Origin of the sequence: Antribacter gilvus, from assembly GCF_003946865.1 — a bacterium.
GTDB classification, from domain to species: Bacteria; Actinomycetota; Actinomycetes; order Actinomycetales; family Cellulomonadaceae; genus Antribacter; species Antribacter gilvus.
On the sequence record NZ_QXTH01000013.1, the window covers coordinates 124008 to 143467 of the forward strand.

The 19460-nt window shown below is 71.8% G+C and carries 19 protein-coding genes and 8 tRNA genes; 17 read left to right on the forward strand and 10 right to left on the reverse strand.

Translation table 11 applies throughout. The features are described from left to right. Nucleotides 1–117: 117 nt before the first annotated feature. Entirely contained in the window at nucleotides 118–369 is a 252-nt protein-coding gene (locus D1350_RS20055) for a hypothetical protein (protein ID WP_125777820.1), read from the forward strand. Between the two features lie 81 nt (nucleotides 370–450). Beyond that, nucleotides 451–696, forward strand: coding sequence for a hypothetical protein (locus D1350_RS20060; RefSeq protein WP_125777849.1), 246 nt, complete (start codon nucleotides 451–453; stop codon nucleotides 694–696). Between the two features lie 44 nt (nucleotides 697–740). Here the strand turns inward: D1350_RS20060 and D1350_RS20065 are convergent, their stop codons facing one another. The 8 genes from D1350_RS20065 to D1350_RS20100 form a co-directional block, all read right to left on the reverse strand. Next, nucleotides 741–1064 (reverse strand): DUF2277 domain-containing protein, encoded by a 324-nt coding sequence (locus D1350_RS20065; RefSeq protein ID WP_125777821.1) that lies wholly within the window; start codon nucleotides 1062–1064, stop codon nucleotides 741–743. A 219-nt stretch (nucleotides 1065–1283) separates the two neighbouring features. Then, nucleotides 1284–1355 (reverse strand) — tRNA-Val (locus tag D1350_RS20070). Between the two features lies 1 nt (nucleotide 1356). Beyond that, nucleotides 1357–1427 (reverse strand) — tRNA-Cys (locus D1350_RS20075). 47 nt (nucleotides 1428–1474) lie between these two features. Beyond that, nucleotides 1475–1547: transfer RNA gene (locus D1350_RS20080), tRNA-Gly, on the reverse strand. Nucleotides 1548–1767: 220 nt separating this feature from the next. After that, nucleotides 1768–1841: transfer RNA gene (locus D1350_RS20085), tRNA-Val, on the reverse strand. A 68-nt stretch (nucleotides 1842–1909) separates the two neighbouring features. After that, on the reverse strand, nucleotides 1910–2761 hold the full coding sequence (locus D1350_RS20090; protein ID WP_125777822.1) for an aminotransferase class IV: 852 nt from the start codon (nucleotides 2759–2761) through the stop codon (nucleotides 1910–1912). 171 nt (nucleotides 2762–2932) lie between these two features. Then, nucleotides 2933–3313, reverse strand: a complete 381-nt coding sequence (locus tag D1350_RS20095) for a VOC family protein (protein WP_125777823.1) — start codon at nucleotides 3311–3313, stop codon at nucleotides 2933–2935. Continuing rightward, nucleotides 3310–4464: a chorismate-binding protein gene (locus tag D1350_RS20100; RefSeq protein ID WP_125777824.1), complete on the reverse strand. Its 1155-nt coding sequence runs from the start codon at nucleotides 4462–4464 to the stop codon at nucleotides 3310–3312. The genes D1350_RS20095 and D1350_RS20100 overlap by 4 nt, the downstream gene beginning before the upstream one ends. Before the next feature lie 172 nt (nucleotides 4465–4636). Here D1350_RS20100 and D1350_RS20105 point away from each other — a divergent pair. From D1350_RS20105 to D1350_RS20120, 4 genes are all read left to right on the forward strand, one after another. Next, nucleotides 4637–4709 (forward strand) — tRNA-Gly (locus D1350_RS20105). A gap of 50 nt (nucleotides 4710–4759) precedes the next feature. Then, nucleotides 4760–4830, forward strand: a tRNA-Cys gene (locus D1350_RS20110). Between the two features lie 9 nt (nucleotides 4831–4839). After that, nucleotides 4840–4911: transfer RNA gene (locus D1350_RS20115), tRNA-Val, on the forward strand. A gap of 21 nt (nucleotides 4912–4932) precedes the next feature. Further along, nucleotides 4933–5006: transfer RNA gene (locus tag D1350_RS20120), tRNA-Val, on the forward strand. 480 nt (nucleotides 5007–5486) lie between these two features. Here the strand turns inward: D1350_RS20120 and D1350_RS20125 are convergent. Continuing rightward, nucleotides 5487–6353, reverse strand: a complete 867-nt coding sequence (locus tag D1350_RS20125) for a sigma-70 family RNA polymerase sigma factor (RefSeq protein ID WP_240644238.1) — start codon at nucleotides 6351–6353, stop codon at nucleotides 5487–5489. Nucleotides 6354–6454: 101 nt separating this feature from the next. On the opposite strand from D1350_RS20125, the gene D1350_RS20130 reads away from it, so the two are divergent. From D1350_RS20130 to pdxS, 11 genes are all read left to right on the forward strand, one after another. Continuing rightward, nucleotides 6455–7336, forward strand: a complete 882-nt coding sequence (locus tag D1350_RS20130) for an SDR family oxidoreductase (protein WP_125777826.1) — start codon at nucleotides 6455–6457, stop codon at nucleotides 7334–7336. Next, nucleotides 7333–8142 (forward strand): tyrosine-protein phosphatase, encoded by an 810-nt coding sequence (locus tag D1350_RS20135; RefSeq protein ID WP_164545248.1) that lies wholly within the window; start codon nucleotides 7333–7335, stop codon nucleotides 8140–8142. The genes D1350_RS20130 and D1350_RS20135 overlap by 4 nt, the downstream gene beginning before the upstream one ends. A 118-nt stretch (nucleotides 8143–8260) precedes the next feature. After that, nucleotides 8261–8590: a hypothetical protein gene (locus D1350_RS20140; protein WP_125777828.1), complete on the forward strand. Its 330-nt coding sequence runs from the start codon at nucleotides 8261–8263 to the stop codon at nucleotides 8588–8590. 177 nt (nucleotides 8591–8767) lie between these two features. Next, nucleotides 8768–8965 (forward strand): hypothetical protein, encoded by a 198-nt coding sequence (locus D1350_RS20145; RefSeq protein WP_125777829.1) that lies wholly within the window; start codon nucleotides 8768–8770, stop codon nucleotides 8963–8965. Between the two features lie 178 nt (nucleotides 8966–9143). Next, nucleotides 9144–11177, forward strand: a complete 2034-nt coding sequence (thrS, locus tag D1350_RS20150; RefSeq protein WP_125777830.1) for a threonine--tRNA ligase — start codon at nucleotides 9144–9146, stop codon at nucleotides 11175–11177. A gap of 118 nt (nucleotides 11178–11295) precedes the next feature. Continuing rightward, the gene (locus D1350_RS20155; RefSeq protein WP_240644239.1) at nucleotides 11296–11799 is read left to right on the forward strand and encodes an HIT family protein; all 504 of its coding nucleotides are present in this window, start codon (nucleotides 11296–11298) and stop codon (nucleotides 11797–11799) included. Beyond that, entirely contained in the window at nucleotides 11799–12422 is a 624-nt protein-coding gene (pgsA, locus tag D1350_RS20160; RefSeq protein ID WP_125777832.1) for a phosphatidylinositol phosphate synthase, read from the forward strand. The genes D1350_RS20155 and pgsA overlap by 1 nt, the downstream gene beginning before the upstream one ends. Next, on the forward strand, nucleotides 12419–13414 hold the full coding sequence (locus D1350_RS20165) for a phosphatidylinositol mannoside acyltransferase (protein WP_125777833.1): 996 nt from the start codon (nucleotides 12419–12421) through the stop codon (nucleotides 13412–13414). Before pgsA ends, D1350_RS20165 begins: the two co-directional genes overlap by 4 nt. A gap of 50 nt (nucleotides 13415–13464) precedes the next feature. Continuing rightward, a complete protein-coding gene (locus tag D1350_RS20170; protein ID WP_125777850.1) occupies nucleotides 13465–14718 on the forward strand; it encodes a glycosyltransferase family 4 protein in 1254 nt (417 codons plus the stop codon). Further along, entirely contained in the window at nucleotides 14715–15377 is a 663-nt protein-coding gene (locus D1350_RS20175; RefSeq protein ID WP_125777834.1) for a hypothetical protein, read from the forward strand. Before D1350_RS20170 ends, D1350_RS20175 begins: the two co-directional genes overlap by 4 nt. A 119-nt stretch (nucleotides 15378–15496) precedes the next feature. Further along, nucleotides 15497–16420, forward strand: a complete 924-nt coding sequence (pdxS, locus tag D1350_RS20180) for a pyridoxal 5'-phosphate synthase lyase subunit PdxS (RefSeq protein WP_125777835.1) — start codon at nucleotides 15497–15499, stop codon at nucleotides 16418–16420. A 159-nt stretch (nucleotides 16421–16579) separates the two neighbouring features. On the opposite strand, the gene D1350_RS20185 is transcribed toward pdxS, so the two are convergent. Continuing rightward, nucleotides 16580–19354, reverse strand: a complete 2775-nt coding sequence (locus D1350_RS20185; protein WP_164545249.1) for an AAA domain-containing protein — start codon at nucleotides 19352–19354, stop codon at nucleotides 16580–16582. Between the last annotated feature and the right edge of the window lie 106 nt (nucleotides 19355–19460).

A 19460-nucleotide genomic window follows, 5' to 3' on the forward strand; every position in this document is an offset into this window, starting at 1 on the left:
CGCTGCTCGGCGACGGCACGGCGTGCCGGGGGCCCTTCACCCGATCGCCACGCGATCCTGGCCCGATCGGCGTGGCCTGCACCGGCGAGCCTCATGCACGGCTGGTAGATCTAGGACATGAGCACCGAAGAAGCGGACACCCCCGCAAGTACGACCACCACCCGACCGCCGACCGACCGGGTCGACGAGTCGATCGCCTCCTACGCGCGCCTCGCACCCCCGCGCGTGATCCGGGCCGACGGCGCCCGTGGAGCAGTGCTGGGCGGAGGCGACGCCACCAAGGCGCCCCGCCGGCTCTCCGAGCAGCAGCTCGAACCGATCGAGGGCGCATCGAGCGGAGTCTCCTGGGACGACCCTGAAGAGCTGTGAGGCGGGCAGAGCGGCTCACGCGGGCGGGCGGCGCGTAGCCTTGTCCGCGTGAGCCAGGAGCACCTCCCCGTCAGCGCAGCGATGCACCGCGCCAAGGCTGACGCGCGCGCGTCGCACGTCACCGTGGGCCAGGTGCGGCACCTGCCCGACGAGCGCGTCGAGATCGACTGCTCCTGCGGCATGGTCCTGACGAACGGGCCCGACTGGTCGCTGGACGAGCACATCCGCCTCCACCGGGCGGAGGCCCGTTACCTGGCGCTGAGCGCTGTGGCGCCGGCGGGGATGCCGCGCCTGATCGCGGTGGACGTCCGTCGGATCCCGCACTGAGGGCGGGCTGAGCCGGTCCCAGGCCCGGCTCGGGGCCCGGCGCCTCAGTGCGTGTGCTCGATGCCGAGCTCGTGGAGGCGTTCGTGTTCCTCGCGCGCGGCCTGCCGGGCGGCGATCCGGGCCTTGACCTCCTCGCGGCGCAGGGGCGGCACGGTCGCCGGCGGCTGGCGCCGGGCCGGCAGCTCGTCGAGCAGCCGCGCCACGATCTGCGCGATCTCCTCGGTGGCCTGCTCGACCTGCTCGCGTGTGGCGTCGCTGGTCTTCGTCACTCCCGTGACCTTGCGCACGAACTGCGCGGCGGCAGCCGTGATCTCCTCGTCGGTGGCGGGCGGCTCGAGCCCGCGGAGCGTCGTGATGTTGCGGCACATGCTTCCGACGCTACGCCGGATGAGCCACCGGTTCGAGACCCAGCAGCCCTTCGACGGCGTGGGCGGCGGTCTCCGCCGTGAGCGGTACTGCGGCACGAGCGCGTCGTGCCCCTGGGCCAGGTGCTCGCCCGCCATCGCCAGGGCGAGGGTGCGTGCCAGCGGCCACGGCCGGTGGACGACGAAGGCCCCGGACCAGGAGTCCGGGGCCTTCGTCGTGCGTGGGCGATACTGGGATCGAACCAGTGACCTCTTCCGTGTCAGGGAAGCGCGCTACCGCTGCGCCAATCGCCCGAGGTGGAGACGGGATTCGAACCCGTGTGGACGGCTTTGCAGGCCGCTGCCTCGCCTCTCGGCCACTCCACCGTGCGGTTGTTCTCGCTCCCCCTCGGTGCCTGAGCACGAGGGTTCCGAGCGGACGACGAGACTCGAACTCGCGACATCCACCTTGGCAAGGTGGTGCTCTACCAACTGAGCTACGTCCGCGCGACCGGTCTGTCCCAGGGCTTCCCCCGTGGACCGGCGCTCGGAAAGACTAAGGGACGGAGCGGGCAAAGGTCCAATCGGACCGCGGGCGCCGCGGGCGGGAGTCCGCCGGTCGGCCGGCACGAGCGGGGCGGCGAACTACATGGGTGTGATTCGAGCACGCGAGCCGACCAACGACGAAGGCCCCCGGACCGTGGTCCGGGGGCCTCGCGTGCGAGGGTGGGCGATACAGGACTCGAACCTGTGACCTCTTCGGTGTGAACGAAGCGCGCTAACCAACTGCGCCAATCGCCCGTCGCTGTGCGTGGACGATGCTAGCCGAATTCCGACCCGATGCGAAACGGAGTTTCCGTTGCCGCGGGTCAGGGATCGAGGCGCTCGCGCCGCCGGGCCTCGAAGAGCTCGCGCGCCGCCGCGGACAGCTCACCGACGGGAAGCTGTGCGCCGTCGAGCCAGGTCACGGGCTGCACGTTGCGCACTGAACCGGTGAGCAGCAGCTGGGCCGAGCCCGCGGACACCTCGTCGAGCACGGAGAACGGGAGCTCGTCCGGCGCGGCCTCGCGCACGGGCAGGCCTTCCTCGGCCGCCCACTCGATCAGCAGCTCGCGCGTGATGCCCGTGAGGCAGCCCGACGACAGCGGCGGCGTCACCAGCTCCCCGCCCCGCTCCACGAACACGTTGGATCCGGTGCCCTCGCACAGGTCGCCCCGGGTGTTGGCGAGGACGGCCTCGTCGCCGCCCTTGGCGACGGCGTCGGCGAGCGCCACCACGTTCTCCGCGTAGGAGATCGTCTTGAGGCCGGCCACGGCAGACCGCTCGTTGCGCACCCAGGGTGAGCGCGCGGCGCGCCCCTCCGGATGGATCACGGCGGGCCCGGCGGCGACAACCACCGTCTGCGGGCCGGGCTCCCGGCCGGAGCCGAGCGGTCCCTGACCAGCGGTCACGGTGATCCGCAGCCGTCCCGCGCTGCTGCCCGCCTCGGCCAGGACGGCCTTGACGCCCTCGAGGACCTTCGCCTCGTCCGGGGCCGTGAGCCCCAGCCCGGCCGCCGACCGGGCGAGCCGGCGCAGGTGCCGCGTCATCGCGAACGCCTGCCCGTCGAACACGGCGAGGGTCTCGAAGACGCCGTCGCCGACAGTGATTCCGTGGTCCACGGCGCTGAGCGCGCCCTCGCCCGGGGCGACGATGCGCCCGTCCGTCCAGATGACCGTCATGCTCCCCAGTGTGCCCGACGTCGTCCCCCTCGCCCGAGCACGACGGCAGGGTGCCCGGAGGCGTCGCGCGAGACTGCTTCCAGGTGCGCGTAAGAGTCCCTCGGCGGGCCTGGAAGCAGTCTCGTGCGACGGCTCGGTCTGCTGTCCGGTCGGTCTGCTGTCCGGGGAAGGTCAGGCGGAGACGTAGGTCCCGAACGACCACATATTGCCCTCGGGGTCCTTGACCGTCGCGTTGCGGCCGTGGTCCTCGTCGACGGGCTCACGGACGGACGTGCCTCCCGCGGCGAGCGCGGCGGCGTGGACGGCGTCGACGTCCTCGGTGACGAGGTAGGTGTTGCCCGTCCCGGGGCGCGCGGGCCACTCCGGGTAGTCGGGGTGGTAGGTGCCGAACATGACGCCACCACCTGCGGGCCAGAGGTACTCGGCGTGGTGCAGGTGCCCGTCCTCCTCGTCCTTGAAGGTGACGTGCTCGGTGAAGCCGATCGCGGCGAGCCAGCTGCAGGCGGCGGCAGCGTCGGTGTACACGAGGCTGGGCCAGAGTCCGATGGTCATGTCGGCATCGTAGGTCGGTCCGGGGACGAGGCGAGCCCCACGAGGCGGGCCGCCTTGAGCTCCGTCTCGCGCCACTCGGCGGCGGGGTCGGACCCCCACGTGATCCCGGCGCCGGTGCCGAAGCGCAGGGTTCCGGGGGAGCGGGACCCGGCCGGGACGTCGTCGGACCACCAGAAGGTGCGGATGCCGACGGCGAGGGTGGCGGTGCCCTCGTCCGCGTCGACCCAGCCGACGGCGCCGCAGTACGGCCCCCGCGGGACCGGCTCGAGCTCGCCGATGAGGCGGAGCGCCGACGACTTGGGGGCACCCGACACCGAGCCCGGCGGGAAGGTCGCGTCGAGCAGGAGCCGCCACAGGTCGGGGGAGCGGTCGACGTCGGGGGAGAGGAGTCCGCGCACGCGCGACACGAGGTGCACCAGGCCGGGGTGCTGCTCCACCGCGAGGAGGTCCGTGACCTCGACGGTGCCCGGCCGGCAGACCCGCTGCAGGTCGTTGCGGACCAGGTCCGTGATCATGATGTTCTCGGCGCGGTCCTTGTCCGTGAGCCCTTCCGGGGAGCGGGCGGTGCCCTTGATGGGCCCGGACGTCACGACGCCGCCGACCGGGGTGCGCTCCAGGGAGAGGTAGAGCTCGGGGGAGGCGCTGACCACCCAGACCGGCTCGATGCCGCTGGCCGCCGGGACGTGCACCGCCGCCGCGTAGGGTGCCGGGTTGCCGGAGGCGAGGCGGTGGGCGAGGGCGCGCGCGTCGGGCTCGCGGCCGTCGGGTGCGGCAGGGAGCGGGGCGGCCAGGACGCGGCAGACGTTGACCTGGTAGACGTCGCCCTCGCGGACGTGATCGCGTACCCGCGCGACGGCGGTCTCGTAGCCGGCACGGTCCAGCGAGCTGCGCCAGGCGCCGGCCGGCGGACCCTGCCAGGGGGCGGGCGGGACGTCGTCGGGCGAGGGCTCCGGCCGGACCTGGTCGAACCGCCAGGCGCGGGCGCGCCCGCCCCGTTCCGGCCCTTCGAAGTCGGCGACGACGAACCAGGTGCCGTGGGTCAGCCGGGCCGCCTCCGAGGAGAGGTCGACACACTCGACGACGCCCGTCGCGACGGTGCCGCCGAAGCGGGCCCAACCCGTCGTGGCACGCCCCGTCGTGGTGCCGCTCACGTCCGCGTGGGGTGGAAACGGCGCGATAGCGCGGTTCGTGGGGGTCTGGGACGGGCTGGGCGGCACATTCCCCACGCTATCGGGGGCCAGGCGATTGGACGCGCCCGCCGAAGTTCGATTAATGTTCAGAACGCGCCGGAACGCCGGGGATGACTCCCCGGCTGCTGGTCGTGCGGACGTAGCTCAGTTGGTAGAGCACCACCTTGCCAAGGTGGATGTCGCGAGTTCGAGTCTCGTCGTCCGCTCGGAGGCCCACTCTCTGCTCTATCCGCCGTGGCGAGAGAGACGTCTCAGCGGTGGGTTGGCCGAGAGGCGAGGCAGCGGCCTGCAAAGCCGTACACACGGGTTCGAATCCCGTACCCACCTCGCAATCATGGGCGATTGGCGCAGCGGTAGCGCGCTTCCCTGACACGGAAGAGGTCACTGGTTCGATCCCAGTATCGCCCACAAGAAGACCCGCACCACAGCGGGCGATTGGCGCAGTTGGTTAGCGCGCTTCGTTCACACCGAAGAGGTCACAGGTTCGAGTCCTGTATCGCCCACCCTCGCACGCGAGGCCCCCGGACCACGGTCCGGGGGCTTTCGTCGTTGGTCGGTGCCCGGTGACGGGATATCACAACCGCCGGGCGCACTTTTCACCCCTTGCTGCCTACCGTCGGCGCGTCCGCGAGAACAGCGGGACGTCGACCACCGCACATCGAAGGGGGTGTTCCGCGTGGACGCACTGCTTGCGCTGCTCCAGAAGCTTGTCGAGCTCGTCCTGTCCCTCCTCCCCCTCTGACGGGAGCGGGGGACAGGTGAGGCGGGGGTCCGACGTCGGGCCCCCGCCTCGTTGCTGCCTGGACTCCCTGGCCCGCCGCGGTGGTGGCCCGGTCCGGCCGCCGCCGTGGCCGCTGCCGCCGTGGCCCTCTGCGACCAGGTAGCTGTTCCCCGTCCGGGCGCCACACGGGGAACACCTACCTGGTCGAGGGCTGAAGGGGAACAGGTGCCTGGTCGCCAACGGCCCACGACGCCGCCAACCCTCAGCCTGCGAACTCCGCCAGGTCCAGGCGCGCGAGCCGCGCGCGGTCCCCGAGGGCGTGGGCCGCCACGATCCGGCCGTCCACCACGGTGAACGCCATGACCGAGAGCACCCGGCCGTCCCGGACCGCCACAGCGCCGGCGGTGCCGTTGACCAGCACAGGGCGCGCGTAGGCGGCGAGCCCGCCCCACAGCACGGCCTGGCTCGCGACCGTCCTCGCCCCGCGGTGGACCACGGTGATCCCGGGCCCGGTCGCCCCCTCGCCGCGGAGCACCACGTCGGGGTGCAGCACACGCACGAGCCCGTCGATGTCCCCGTCGCGGGCGGCGGCGAAGAAGGCGTCCACGGCCGCTCGCTGGGCGGCGAGGTCCGGGTCGGGCGCGGGAGCCTCACCCTGCACCCGGCGCCGGGCCCGGCTCGCCAGCTGACGGACGGCCGCGGGGGAACGCTCCAGCAGCTCGCCGATCTCGTCGAACGGGACGGCGAAGAGGTCGTGCAGCACGAACGCCACACGCTCGGCGGGCGCCAGCGACTGGAGCACCACCTGGAGCGCCATGCCCACGGCGTCGGCGAGCAGCGCCTCGTCCTCGGGCCCCGGGGCGCCGGCCGACGTGACGACCGGGTCCGGAAGGAGCGTGTCGAACAAGTCCTCGGGGCGCGACCGGCGGGCGCGCAGCATGTTGAGGCAGACGCGAGCCGTGATGGTGGTCAGCCAGCCGGGGACGTTCGCGACCCCCGTCGTGCCGGCGGCGTCGGCCCGCAGCCACGCCTCCTGCACCGCGTCCTCGGCGTCGCCCAGCGAGCCGAGGATCCGGTAGGCGACACCGCGCAGCCGGGTCCGGTGCTCGGCGAACGTGATGGCCAGCACATCGGACAACCTGTCACAACCCTTCGTCGGCAGGTGTCACCTTATCGACACCCCAGGCCCCGGGCGGCTCCACCGCCCGGCACGACACACGGAGGCACGACATGGACGGACTCATCCTGGTCACGGGCGGTACCGGAACCCTCGGTCGGCACGTGGTGGACGGGCTGCGGCGCGAGGGACGCGCGGTACGCGTTCTGAGCCGGCACGGGGCCCCGGCCCCGGCCGCAGCCCCGGACGGCTCGGCGACAGCACCGGGCTCGGCGACAGCACCAGGCACGACGGCGGCGCCGGCCGCCACCCCGGACGGCGTCGAGCACGTGCGCGCCGACCTCTCCACCGGCGACGGCGTCGCAGAGGCGGTGGCGGGCGTCCACACCGTGCTCCACCTGGCCGGCAGCCAGTCCGGCGACGAGGTCAAGGCAGCGAATCTCGTGTCCGCGGCCCGGGAGGCCGGCGTGGCACACCTGCTCTACATCTCGGTGGTGGGCGCCGACCGCGTACCCGTGACGAGCAGCATCGACCGCGCGACGTTCGGGTACTTCGGGGCCAAGCGTGCGGCGGAGCTCGTCGTCGAGCAGTCCGGGATCCCGTGGACCACGCTCCGGGCGGCCCAGTTCCACGAGCTGGTCCACACCACCGTGGCGGCGCTCGCGAAGATGCCCCTCGCGCCCTACTTCAAGGGCGTGCGGTTCCAGCCTGTCGCGGCGAGCGAGGTCGGCGAGCGGATGGTCGAGCTGGCGCTCGCAGCGCCGGCGGGCCTCGTCCCCGACCTGGCCGGCCCGCGCTCCTACCCGATGGAGCGCCTGGTGCGGGACGTGCTGGAGGCGACCGGCCGCCGTCGGCTCCTCGTGCCGATGACCCTGCCCGGGGGTGCGTTCCGGGCGGTCCGGGCCGGGGCGAACCTCGCCCCCGAGCACGCCGATGGCCGTATCACCTGGGAGGAGTTCCTCGCGGACCGATACCCGGCTACGGTCGGCGGGTGACGTCGCACACACCGCTCCACCTGACCTGGCCCGACTGCCTCAACGCCCGTGACCTGGGCGGACTCCCTCTCGTGGACGGCGGCACCGTCCGCGAGAGGGCGCTCGTCCGCGCCGACTCCCTGACCTATCTCACGCCCGACGGCGTGGCCGCCGTCCGTGCCTACGGGGTGACGCGAGTCGTCGACCTGCGCCGCCCGTTCGAGACAGTGCGATACCCGCACCCGTTCGTGGAAGACCCGGTCTACCTCAGCCAGCCCGTGCAAGAGCCGGAGGACTGGGAGGAGGGCCCCTGGGCCGATCTCTACGCGGGCATGCTCGACCGTCGCCCGGCGCTGTTCGCCCGTGCGGTCGCCGCGATCGCCGACGCTCCTCCCGGCCCCGTGGCCGTGCACTGCGCCGCGGGGAAGGACCGCACGGGACTCGTGGTCGCCATGGCGCTCACGCTCGCCGGGGTCGTCGAGGACGCGATCGTCACGGACTACGTGCTCACCAACGAGCGGCTCGCGCCGCGCTACGCCGCGGAGAAGGCGCTGCCGGACAGCGCCCCGGTGCCCGCGGGCGGGCCGGTCGCCTCGGGCGGGCCGGTTGCGGGCGGCGCCCAGGTCGCCGACGGCGCCCCGGTGGCCGACGGCGGGCCCGTGCGGCCGCCACGGCACCCGGCGCGGGACGTGCCGCCGTCGGCCGATGTGATGCGCGAGACGCTCGCCCACCTGCGCCGCCGCTACGGCTCCGTCCGGGGCTACCTGGCCACGGGCGGCCTGACCGACGAGCAGCACGACTCGCTGGTGGCACGCCTGACGCGGTGAGCGCAGCCCGCGGGACAGCGGGGTCGGTCGGTCGTCGTTCCACGCTCGGGGGCAACCGACCGACGCAGGGCCCCGGTGGCGACGGCCCCTGTGGTGAGACCCGACAGGAGGACGACCAATGGGCGCCGACGTGATGCTGCGGCGGGTGACGCGCCGGGGGAGCAGCCCTCGACGGGAAGAGCTCACCGAGGTGGACTCCGTGAGCGACAGCGACGACATCCTCGTGCGGCTCTGTGCCGCGAGCGGGCTGCCGATGCTGAGCAGGGTCGACCCGTACGGGGACCTCGTCCTGTCGTCGGACGAGATGGAGCAGCTGGTGTCCGAGCTGGACCAGGTGCGGACGTCCACGTCGGACCACGCCGAGCGATGGTTGCTGGACCGGGTCCTGGTGCTGGCCAGGACGTGCGCGCGGGACCGGGACCTGCGCCTCTGGTTCGCGGGCGACTGACGCCGTCGCCGGCGGACCTGAGCGCCCGCGACCCAGCACCCTGCCCCGTGCGCTGGCGAGTGCGCGCTACCTGTGGCAGACCCGGCCGGGCGTAGGTAGGTTCTCCACGGCGGCGGACACACCGCCGCCCGCGGGGGGCGCTGTTCGGCGTGCCCGCGATAGCCGGAGGAGGCCATCATGGGCGGTCTTGGGGACATGTTCGACAAGGCGAAGGACTTCGTCACGGACGCGGACAACGTCGAGAAGGCGAAGGGCTACCTGACCGACGAGAACGTCGACGGTGCCGCGGAGAAGCTCAAGGAGTTCGCGCCCGACAACGTCGACGGCTTCGTGGACACGGCGGCCGACAAGGCCAAGGAGTTCGGCGGTCAGTGACCGCGGACTGGGATGCGGCCGGTCCGGCCGCTCCCGGTACGTCACCGATGCCTGGCATCGGTACGATCGAGGGGCGCTCCCCGTTCCGGGGCGGCGCCCCTCGTCCGTCCTCGACCTCGGTCGACGGCGGCGCACCACCCGTCCGGGCGGGCCTCCGCCCCAGCACAAGGAGACGCACGTGTCCGACGTCGTATCGCCGCCCACCCTCACCGACCTCGCCACCGAGGGAACGGGGACGACGACGGAGACCGCCACCACGGGTGCCGAGCTGTTCCGCGACCGCCGCGACGTGGTCGTGGTCCGCGTGGACGGCGTCCTGCGGGACCTGGACCAGCCCATCCCGGCCGGTGCCGTCGTCGAGCCCGTGACGATCTCCGAGCCCGACGGCCTGGCGGTGCTCCGGCACTCGGCCGCGCACGTGCTCGCGCAGGCGGTCCAGCAGGTCAACCCGGACGCGAAGCTGGGCATCGGCCCGCCCATCACGGACGGCTTCTACTACGACTTCGACGTCGAGACCCCGTTCACCCCGGAAGACCTCAAGGCGCTCGACAAGGCGATGCAGCGCATCGTCAACGAGGGCCAGACGTTCCGCCGTCGCGTCGTCACCGAGGAGGAGGCGCGCGCCGAGCTCGCGAACGAGCCGTACAAGCTGGAGCTGATCGGCCTGAAGGGCTCGTCGTCGGAGGCCGGCGAGGGTGCTGACGTCGAGGTGGGCGGCGGCGAGCTGACCATCTACGAGAACGTCCGCGGAGCCGGGCGCGAGTCGGAGACGGTGGTCTGGAAGGACCTGTGCCGCGGCCCGCACCTGCCCACCACGAAGCTCATCGCCAACGGCTTCCAGCTCATGCGCTCGGCCGCGGCCTACTGGCGGGGCAGCGAGAAGAACCCGCAGCTGCAGCGCATCTACGGCACGGCGTGGCCCACCAAGGACCAGCTGAAGTCGTACCTGGAGCGTCTGGCCGAGGCGGAGCGCCGCGACCACCGCCGCCTGGGCAACGAGATGGACCTGTTCAGCTTCCCGGACGAGATCGGCTCGGGCCTGGCGGTGTTCCACCCCAAGGGTGGCGTGATCCGCAACGCGATGGAGCAGTACTCGCGCCAGAAGCACATCGAGGGCGGCTACGAGTTCGTCTACTCCCCGCACATCACCAAGTCGCGGCTGTACGAGGTCTCGGGCCACCTCGACTGGTACGCCGAGGGCATGTACCCGCCGATGCACCTCGACGAGGAGCTCGACGACGAGGGCACCGTCCGCAAGCCGGGCCAGGACTACTACCTGAAGCCCATGAACTGCCCCATGCACAACCTGATCTTCGACGCGCGCGGCCGCTCCTACCGCGAGCTCCCGATGCGCCTGTTCGAGTTCGGCACGGTGTACCGGTACGAGAAGTCCGGCGTGATCCACGGCATGACCCGTGCCCGGGGCTTCACCCAGGACGATGCCCACATCTACTGCACCCGCGAGCAGATGAAGGAGGAGCTGACGACCACGCTCACCTTCGTCCTCGACCTCCTCAAGGACTACGGCCTCGACGACTTCTACCTGGAGCTCTCCACGCGGGACCCGGAGAAGTCGGTCGGCAGCGAGGAGGCGTGGGAGGAGGCGACCCGCACGCTGGAGGAGGTCGCCACGGCGTCCGGCCTCGAGCTCGTGCCCGACCCGGGCGGCGCCGCGTTCTACGGCCCCAAGATCTCCGTGCAGGCGAAGGACGCCATCGGCCGCACCTGGCAGATGTCGACCATCCAGCTCGACTTCAACCTGCCGGAGAAGTTCGAGCTCGAGTACACGGCGGCCGACGGCTCGCGCCAGCGTCCCGTGATGATCCACCGTGCCCTGTTCGGCTCGATCGAGCGGTTCTTCGCGGTGCTGCTCGAGCACTACGCCGGCCAGTTCCCGGTGTGGCTCGCCCCGGTGCAGGTCAAGCTGGTCCCCGTGGCGGACGCGTTCGACGGCTACGTCAAGGAGATCGCCGACCGGCTGCGGGCGGAGGGGATCCGGGTGGAGACGGACCTCTCCGACGACCGCTTCCCCAAGAAGATCCGCAACGCCTCGAAGGAGAAGGTGCCCTTCACGCTCATCGCGGGCGGCGAGGACGAGGCCGCGGGCGCGGTGTCGTTCCGGTTCCGCGACGGCCGCCAGGAGAACGGGGTCCCGGTCGCCGAGGCGGTCGAGCGGGTCGTGGCGGCGGTCCGGGACCGCGTGCAGGTCTGACGCGCGGATGGACGAGCACGGTCGGGTCGCCCCGGGTCCGGGAGCCGGCCCTGGAGCGGGAGGCGGCTCCGGAGCCGGCGTCGAGCCTGCCTCGGCCTTCGGGCCGCAGGAGGACGGCATGCAGCGCCTCTGGACGCCGCACCGGATGGTGTACATCGGCGGGGAGGCCAAGCCCGCCGACACGACCGAGGGGTCGTGCCCGTTCTGCCGCATCCCGCGCGGCGACGACGAGCAGGGTCTCGTCGTCGCCCGCGGGGAGCGGTGCTTCGCGCTCCTCAACCTGTACCCGTACAACTCGGGGCACCTCATGGTCCTGCCGTACCGGCACGTCTCGGACTACACGGACCTGGACGACGGCGAGACGGCGGAGCTCGCGGCCATGACGAAGGCAGCGGTCCGTGCGCTGCGCGCCGCGTACGCCCCGTCCGGATTCAACCTCGGCCTGAACCAGGGCGAGGTCGCGGGTGCGGGGATCGCCGCGCACCTGCACCAGCACGTGGTGCCACGCTGGCTGGGCGACGCCAACTTCCTCCCCGTGGTGGGGCAGACGAAGGCCCTGCCGGAGCTGCTGGCAGACACACGCCGCCGGCTGGCGGAGGCGTGGGACCGAGGGGAGAGCTGATGTTCCGCGGCCTGCGTGCCACGATGACCCGGCTGTTCACGCCGCTCGCGCGCGTGCTGACCCGGCTGGGAGTGTCGCCCGACGCCGTGACGATCACCGGCACGCTCGTGGTCACGGTTCTGGCGCTCACGCTCCTGCCGACGGGGCACCTTCTCCTCGGCGCCCTCCTGATCGGGGTGTTCGCCCTCTTCGACTCGCTCGACGGCGTGATGGCCCGCGCGCAGGGCCGCTCCGGCCCGTGGGGTGCCTTCCTCGACTCGACCCTCGACCGCGTCTCCGACGGTGCGGTCTTTGTGGGCATCACGCTCTGGTTCGTGCTCCGCGCGGAGGAGCCGTACGCCACGTGGGGCACGTTCGCGGCGCTCGCCTGCCTCGTCCTGGGTGGGGTGGTCCCGTACGCCCGGGCCCGCGCGGAGAGCGTCGGGGTCTCGGCGAGCAACGGCATCGCCGAGCGCGCGGACCGCCTGCTGATCGCGCTGCTCGCGGTGGCCCTCATCGACGTGGGCCTGCCCGTCGTCGTCGCGGTCGTGGTGCTCTGGCTGCTGGCGGCGGCGAGCCTCGTGACCGTGGCGCAGCGGGTCGGCACCGTCCGGCGCCAGCTCCGTGAGGTGGCGGCCAAGTGATCGACGTCGCGAAGGCCTACACGCTGGCCTGGCGCCACGCGCCGAAGATCCCCGAGCCGCTGCTGCGGGCCGCGTTCACCGTCGTGGCGGACGTGACGTGGTGGCGCCGCGGCTCGGGCGTGCGCCGGCTCGAGGCGAACTACGCCCGCGTGCGCCCGGACCTGGACGCGCGGGGCGTGCGCGCCCTCGCCCGCGCCGGGATGCGCTCGTACATGCGCTACTTCCGCGAGGCGTTCACGCTCCAGGGCGCCTCGCCCGCCCAGGTCGACGCCCGGGTGCGGCTCGTCGGCCACGACGAGGTCCTGGGCCCGCTCCTCGACCGGCCGGGAGCCCGCCGGGGCGCAGCGGTCCTCGCGCTGGCGCACCTCGGCAACTGGGACCTCGCGGGAGCGTACTGCTCGCGGCACATCGCGCCGGTGCTGACGGTCGCGGAGAAGCTGAAGCCCGAGGCGCTGTTCCACGAGTTCGTGGCGTTCCGCCGGTCGCTCGGCATCGAGGCGCTGGGGCTGGGCGACGGCGAGGTGTTCCGCGGGCTCCTGGCGGGCGTGCTCGGCGGGGACCGGCTGGTTCCGCTGCTCGCCGACCGCGACCTGACGGCGACGGGCGTCGAGGTGGACCTGTGCGGTCACCGCGCCCGGGTCGCCGCCGGGCCCGCCGCGCTGGCGCTGGCTGCCAAGGCGCCGCTGGTCCCCACGACCATCACCTACGAGCGGCTCAGCGGCGAGCGCCGCCGAGCCGCACGCACGCCATGGGGCATCGTGATCCAGTTCCACGACCCGGTCACCCTCCCCGACCCGCTGCCCGACGGCGTCCGCACGCGCCCCGAGCAGGTCGCCCACCTCTCCCAGGCCTGGGTCGACGTGATCGCCCGGACGCTCACCGAGCGCACCGAGGACTGGCACATGCTCCAGCGCGTGTTCGTCGCCGACCTGGACCCCGTGCGGGACCAGGAGCGGAGGGCGTCCGCGGTGCACGACGGCGCCGCCTCGTGACCCGGACGCCGTTCTGGCGCTCGCGCCGGAGCCGGGCGGCGAAGCGCCGCCTGCGGGTGGGCATCGTGTGCCCGTACTCGTTCGACGCGCCGGGCGGGGTCCAGTTCCACGTGCGCGACCTGGCCGAGGCGCTGATGGCGGAGGGCCACGACGTCGAGGTCCTGGCTCCCGCGAGCGACGACACCCCGTTGCCGGACTTCGTCACGCCGGCGGGACGTGCCGTGCCCGTCCCCTACAACGGCTCGGTGGCGCGCCTGACGTTCGGGCCGATGACCGCGTCGAAGGTGCGGCGCTGGCTGGAGGCGGGCGAGTTCGACGTGCTGCACCTGCACGAGCCGATGACACCGTCGCTGTCGATGCTGGCCCTCTGGCAGGCGCAGTCACCGGTGGTCGCCACGTTCCACTCCTCCCTGGTGCGCTCCCGCGCGCTGCAGATCGCCTATCCGCTGGTGCGTCAGAGCCTGGAGAAGATCGCGGCCCGCATCGCCGTGTCGGAGGACGCCCGCCGGACGCTCGTCGACCACCTGGGCGGCGACGCCGTCGTCATCCCGAACGGCGTCTTCACCGCGCCGTTCGCCACCGCCGAGCCCCGGCGGGGGTGGTCGGGCACGCCCGACGCGCCGACGATCGCCTTCCTGGGCCGCATCGACGAGCCGCGCAAGGGCCTGTCCGTGCTCGTCGGCGCGGTGCCGCGGGTCCTGGAGAAGGCGCCCGGCGCCCGGTTCCTGGTGGCGGGACGCGGCGAGGACGCGCAGGAGGAGACCCGTGAGGCGCTCGGCCCCCACGCCGGGGCGGTGGAGTTCCTGGGCGGGGTGTCCGACGAGGACAAGGCACGGCTGCTCCGGTCCGTCGACCTGTACGTGGCCCCCCAGACGGGCGGCGAGAGCTTCGGCATCGTCCTGGTCGAGGCCATGAGCGCCGGGGCGGTCGTCGTGGCGAGCGACCTCGGCGCGTTCCATCGCGTGCTCGACGACGGCGCGGCCGGGGCCCTGTTCCGCGTCGGCGACAGCGACGACCTCGCGGCGACGATCCTGGAGCTGCTGGCGGACCCGGTCCGCCGGGACGCGTACCGGGAGCGGGCCGCGGGCTTCGTGCAGCGATTCGACTGGGCCACGATCAGCCAGCAGGTGCTCGCCGTGTACGAGATGGCCATCGAGGCGGGGGAGGCGATCGGGGGGCACGACGACGCGTCGGCCCGCTTCCTGGGTCTCTTTCCCCGCGACATGGAGTCGCAGCAGCCCGGGGACGCGCCGGAGGACCCGGTGCGGCAGCCGGGCGGGAGCGCGGGGGGCCGACCGCGATGAGCTGGTCGGAGATCGCGTTCTGGGCGCTCGCCGTCGCGGTGGTCGTCGTGTTCCTGGCGTGGCGTTCGGCGTCCCGCCTGGACCGGCTGCACCGCAAGGTCGCGGCGTCGCGCATCGCCCTGGACACCCAGCTCGTGCGGCGCGCCTCGGCAGCCGTGGACCTCGCGGCCTCCGGGGTGCTGGACCCTGCGAGCGCAGTGCTGGTGGCGGAGACGGCGTACGCGGTGGTGGACGCCGCGGGCGCGTCGGGCGAGGTGATGAGCGACCCGTCCGACGGCGGTCCGGGAGCCCTTCGTGCCCCGTCCGCCCTGGTGCTGGCCACCTTCGGGATCGACGGCCTGGGAGCGGTGCGCGAGCGTGCGGAGAGCGCCCTGTCGGCGACCCTGCGCGAGGCGCTGGGACCGCCGGAGGCGATCCATGCGCTCCGGGCCGTCGACCCGGGCGACCTGCTGCTCGACTCCCTCGCGGCGGCCTGGTACCGGGCCACGCTGGCGCGCCGGTTCCACAACGAGGCCGTGGCGCAGGCGCAGCGTGTGCGCCGGCACTGGTACGTGCGGCTGTTCCACCTCGCAGGTCGCGCGCCCGTGCCGAGGACCGTCGAGCTCGACGACGCGATGCCCGACGGTCTGGACCCCGTGCCTGCCACCAACGGCCGGTGACCGGACCGCGGGAGGCGAGGTCCGGCGTCGTCCCGCGGCGCGTAGGATCGTGGGCAGGGGCGCACGACCTGTCTGGGTGCCCCGGCTATCCCTGTGGCGCGAAATGATGTGAGGTAACGGTGGCTGAGGCTCCTGAGAACAACACCGCCGGCGGTTCCGCCGGCACCGTCGGCACCGCGCGCGTGAAGCGCGGCATGGCCGAGATGCTCAAGGGCGGCGTCATCATGGACGTCGTCACGGCAGACCAGGCGAAGATCGCGGAGGACGCGGGCGCGGTGGCCGTCATGGCCCTCGAGCGCGTCCCGGCCGACATCCGCGCCCAGGGCGGCGTGTCGCGGATGAGCGACCCGGACATGATCGACGGCATCATCGAGGCCGTGTCGATCCCGGTCATGGCGAAGGCGCGCATCGGCCACTTCGTCGAGGCCCAGGTGCTGCAGTCCCTCGGTGTCGACTACGTGGACGAGTCCGAGGTGCTGACGCCCGCGGACTACGCGAACCACATCGACAAGTGGGCGTTCACCGTGCCGTTCGTCTGCGGTGCCACGAACCTCGGCGAGGCCCTGCGCCGCATCACCGAGGGCGCGGCCATGATCCGCTCCAAGGGCGAGGCCGGTACGGGCGACGTCTCGAACGCGACCACGCACATGCGCCAGATCCGCCAGCAGATCCGCCGCCTCACCTCCCTGCCGGAGGACGAGCTGTTCGTCGCCGCCAAGGAGCTGCAGGCGCCGTTCGAGCTGGTCAAGGAGATCGCGACCACGGGCAAGCTCCCGGTCGTGCTGTTCACCGCGGGCGGTATCGCCACGCCGGCGGACGCCGCGATGATGATGCAGCTCGGCGCCGAGGGCGTCTTCGTGGGCTCGGGCATCTTCAAGTCGGGTGACCCGGTCGCGCGTGCCAAGGCGATCGTCCAGGCCACCACGTTCTTCGACGACCCCGACGTGATCGCCAAGGTCTCGCGCGGTCTGGGCGAGGCTATGGTGGGCATCAACGTCGAGGAGGAGCCGGCGCCGGTGCGACTGGCTGAGCGGGGTTGGTGACGTTCTGGGTGTAGGTCTGCCCTGATGGGACCGGAGAGGCCCCGCGGACTTCGTGTCCGCGGGGCCTCTTCGTCTTGGGCGCAAGGCAGTTGCCGTCCACACCATGGAAGGTCCGGTCGCGTTCGAGTAGCTGCTCCGGATGATCGTGGGGACTCGACGTCAGACCAGCTCCTCGTCGAGCGCATCCCGGATCCTCGATTCGATGCCGCTGTCCACCGTTGGCAGGCGGACCAGTCGCAGTCCGAGTCCGTCGAGGATCTCGTTCTTCAGGTTGTCCCGCCGCAGCTGATCCGTTGAGTCGGCGTGGAACGCCCACCCGTCGACCTCGATGGCCACGACCGGCTTGTTCGTCACCCTGTTGTACAGAACGAAGTCGACGCTCGCGTTGTATCGGACGTACTTCCGCTGGGTGTCGGTGAGTGACTCCGTCCCGCGCAGCAGGTTCCGCAGGTACACCTGGAACGACAGGTTCAGGTGCCGGAACCGCTCCTCGGCGAGGATCTCGTCGAGCACCGCCCATACGATGTTCTCGGACCGGAACCGTGACCGGTTGCCGACCCGTCTCACGAGTGGTCGGACCGCCTCGGCGTACTCCGCGTACAGCAGGTCGAACACCGACACGACCTTGCTCGTCGACAATGCTTCGTGATCGCGGTACTCGATGTAGTCGATGAGGTCTCGCAGGTTGCGGCTCTTTGGGAGCATGTCGTGGTTGGTGACCAAGATGAACCGCTTCGCGGCTCGGGACACTGCGACGTTCACGAGCTGCGCGTCGTCGACGAAGTCGAGGAGGAGTTGTCCCCGCCAGGTCTCGGAGATGACCGTGTTCATGACGACGGCATCCTTCTCTTGACCCTGGTACTTGTGGACGGTGTTCTTGTCGATCTCGGGGTCGATGGTCTTCGCGAGCGTCTCGACCTGGTTTCGGAACGGCGTCACGACGGCAATCTCTGTCGGCGGCACTCCAACCAGATGCTGTGGGATCACCTCCAGGTGCACTACGTCCGCCTCGCGCTGGTTCATCGCGCCGCCACTCCGCGGTCTGCGCATGTGGTTCCCCGGTGTCGTCTTGATCACCCGCAGCGGTCGGTTCTCCGGCGTCGTCGTCGTGAACGGGATGAGCGCGCCGTCGTAGAACTTGCGGTTGCAGAACTCGATGATGGCGGCGTCGCACCGGTAGTGCTCCCGCAGGAGCGTCGTCGGAAGCGAAGGACCATGCCGCTCGAGAGTTGCGGCGAGGAGGTTCTTGTCGTAGTTCGCCCAGGCCGCGGGCGCGACGAGGTCTCGCGTCACGTCCTTCTCCGCGATGTGCGTGAGCTGCTTCATGTCCCCGACGACGACCACGTGCCTCGCCAGCGCCAGCCCGAGGGCGGCCGTGGCCAGGTCCACCTGGGACGCCTCGTCGACGATCAGGTAGTCGAGCATGACGCCGCGTGGCAGAGAGCTCCGCAGCGAGTGGCAGGTGCTGATCACGACGGGGAACTCGGCGAGGAGCTCGGGCGTGAGTATCGGCTTCTCCGGAGCGGGCGTCACACGAAGGTTCGCGTACCGATGCGCGAGGTCCGCGCGGAAGGATCTCAGTGACTGTTCCGCCAGGTCTTGGCGCAGGGTGCGGAATTTGGCGCGCTCGAGCCCCTTCGTCAGCTTCGCTGACCTCTTCGCGAGTTCCGCGATGCGCCGTTCGTAGAACCGCTGCTGCAACTGCAGCACGAGGTCGCTGTCCTCCGGGTCGAGCCTCCCGACGACTCCGTTGGCAAGGTAGGCCCGCAGCCACCAGGAGATCCGGCCGAGCCGCTGTTCCGGTAGCGGGTACGTCGCGGTCTCAGCGAGGAGCCGCAAAAGGTGCCGCGAGGAGCGGCGCAGCAGCGGCAGCCGAACCGGGTCGACGGGAGTGCCCGCGCCGAGATGGTCGAGGAAATGACGCTGCTCGACCTGGTACGCGAGGAGCTCGTGATCTGTCTCGGCGCGCTCGCGCTCCTTCTCATCCAGCACGGAAAGCCGCTTGTCGAGGTTCGCCAGCTCCTTGTCGAGAGGTCCGGTGGGATCGACGCCTGCGAGAGCGACTGCACGTTCGTGGCGGGGCTTCTCGAGGCCGGCGAAGAAGGCATCACGCTTCTCCCGTTTCCCGAGGTCTGCGATCAGCCAGCCGAACCCACGCTTCACTAGCTTGTCCCGCACGTTCTCCACGGCGGGGTTGCTCAGGGAGACGACCCCGACTGTCGTGCCCGGCGTCCGCACGAGGTTCGCGACGACCGTGAGGATCACGTGCGTCTTCCCAGTTCCGGGCGGTCCCTGCACGACGGAGACCGAGTGGTCCAGCGCGTTGTGCACCGCTTCCCGCTGGCTGAGGTTGATGCCCCAGGGGTAGATCGGCGGCCGTTCATTCTCGTGCGAGCCGACGTCGCCGTCGTGCAAGAACCGGCCGAGAGCACTTTCCCGGTCGATGAACTCCAAGTGCGCGAACGGACGATGGATCGGCGAGTCCGGATTCATCCGGCCGACGATGTCGCGCAGGTACGTCATCACCCTCGCAGCTCCAGGGTGGCCCGCGGCGTTGCCGCGGATACGGGCCTGTGACTCGGGAACCGTGACGTGCTTCCCGCTGTCGCGGAAGATGCGGAGCCAGGCGCCCTCAGTGTGCGGGAAGCGGAGGACCTCGTTCGTGACGTACTCCTGGTCACCGACGGCGACGCGCGAGCGTGGCGTCACCGGAACCGGTGTCGGCCCGTTGAGGACGAGGGCACGGGAACGACCGTACGGGTAGGACTTCCCGCCTTTGAAGGTGATATGGACGTAGTGCCGGTCCTCGCGGACGTCGGCGATCTTCCAAGTCTGGTCCTGGTAGGGCTGCCCAGGACCCATGCGGGTCAGGACGGCAACGCGGCGGGGATCGACGAGCGGGACGGCGGGAGAAGCATCCTCGGCGGAGACCACGTGGCGAAGGTTAGGGCGTGTTTCGGAATTGCGGGTTGACCTGGGGGTTCGGCATGCTGCGGGCTCGTGGTGGATGTTGCGGGTCGGCATGATCTGACGGATGAGG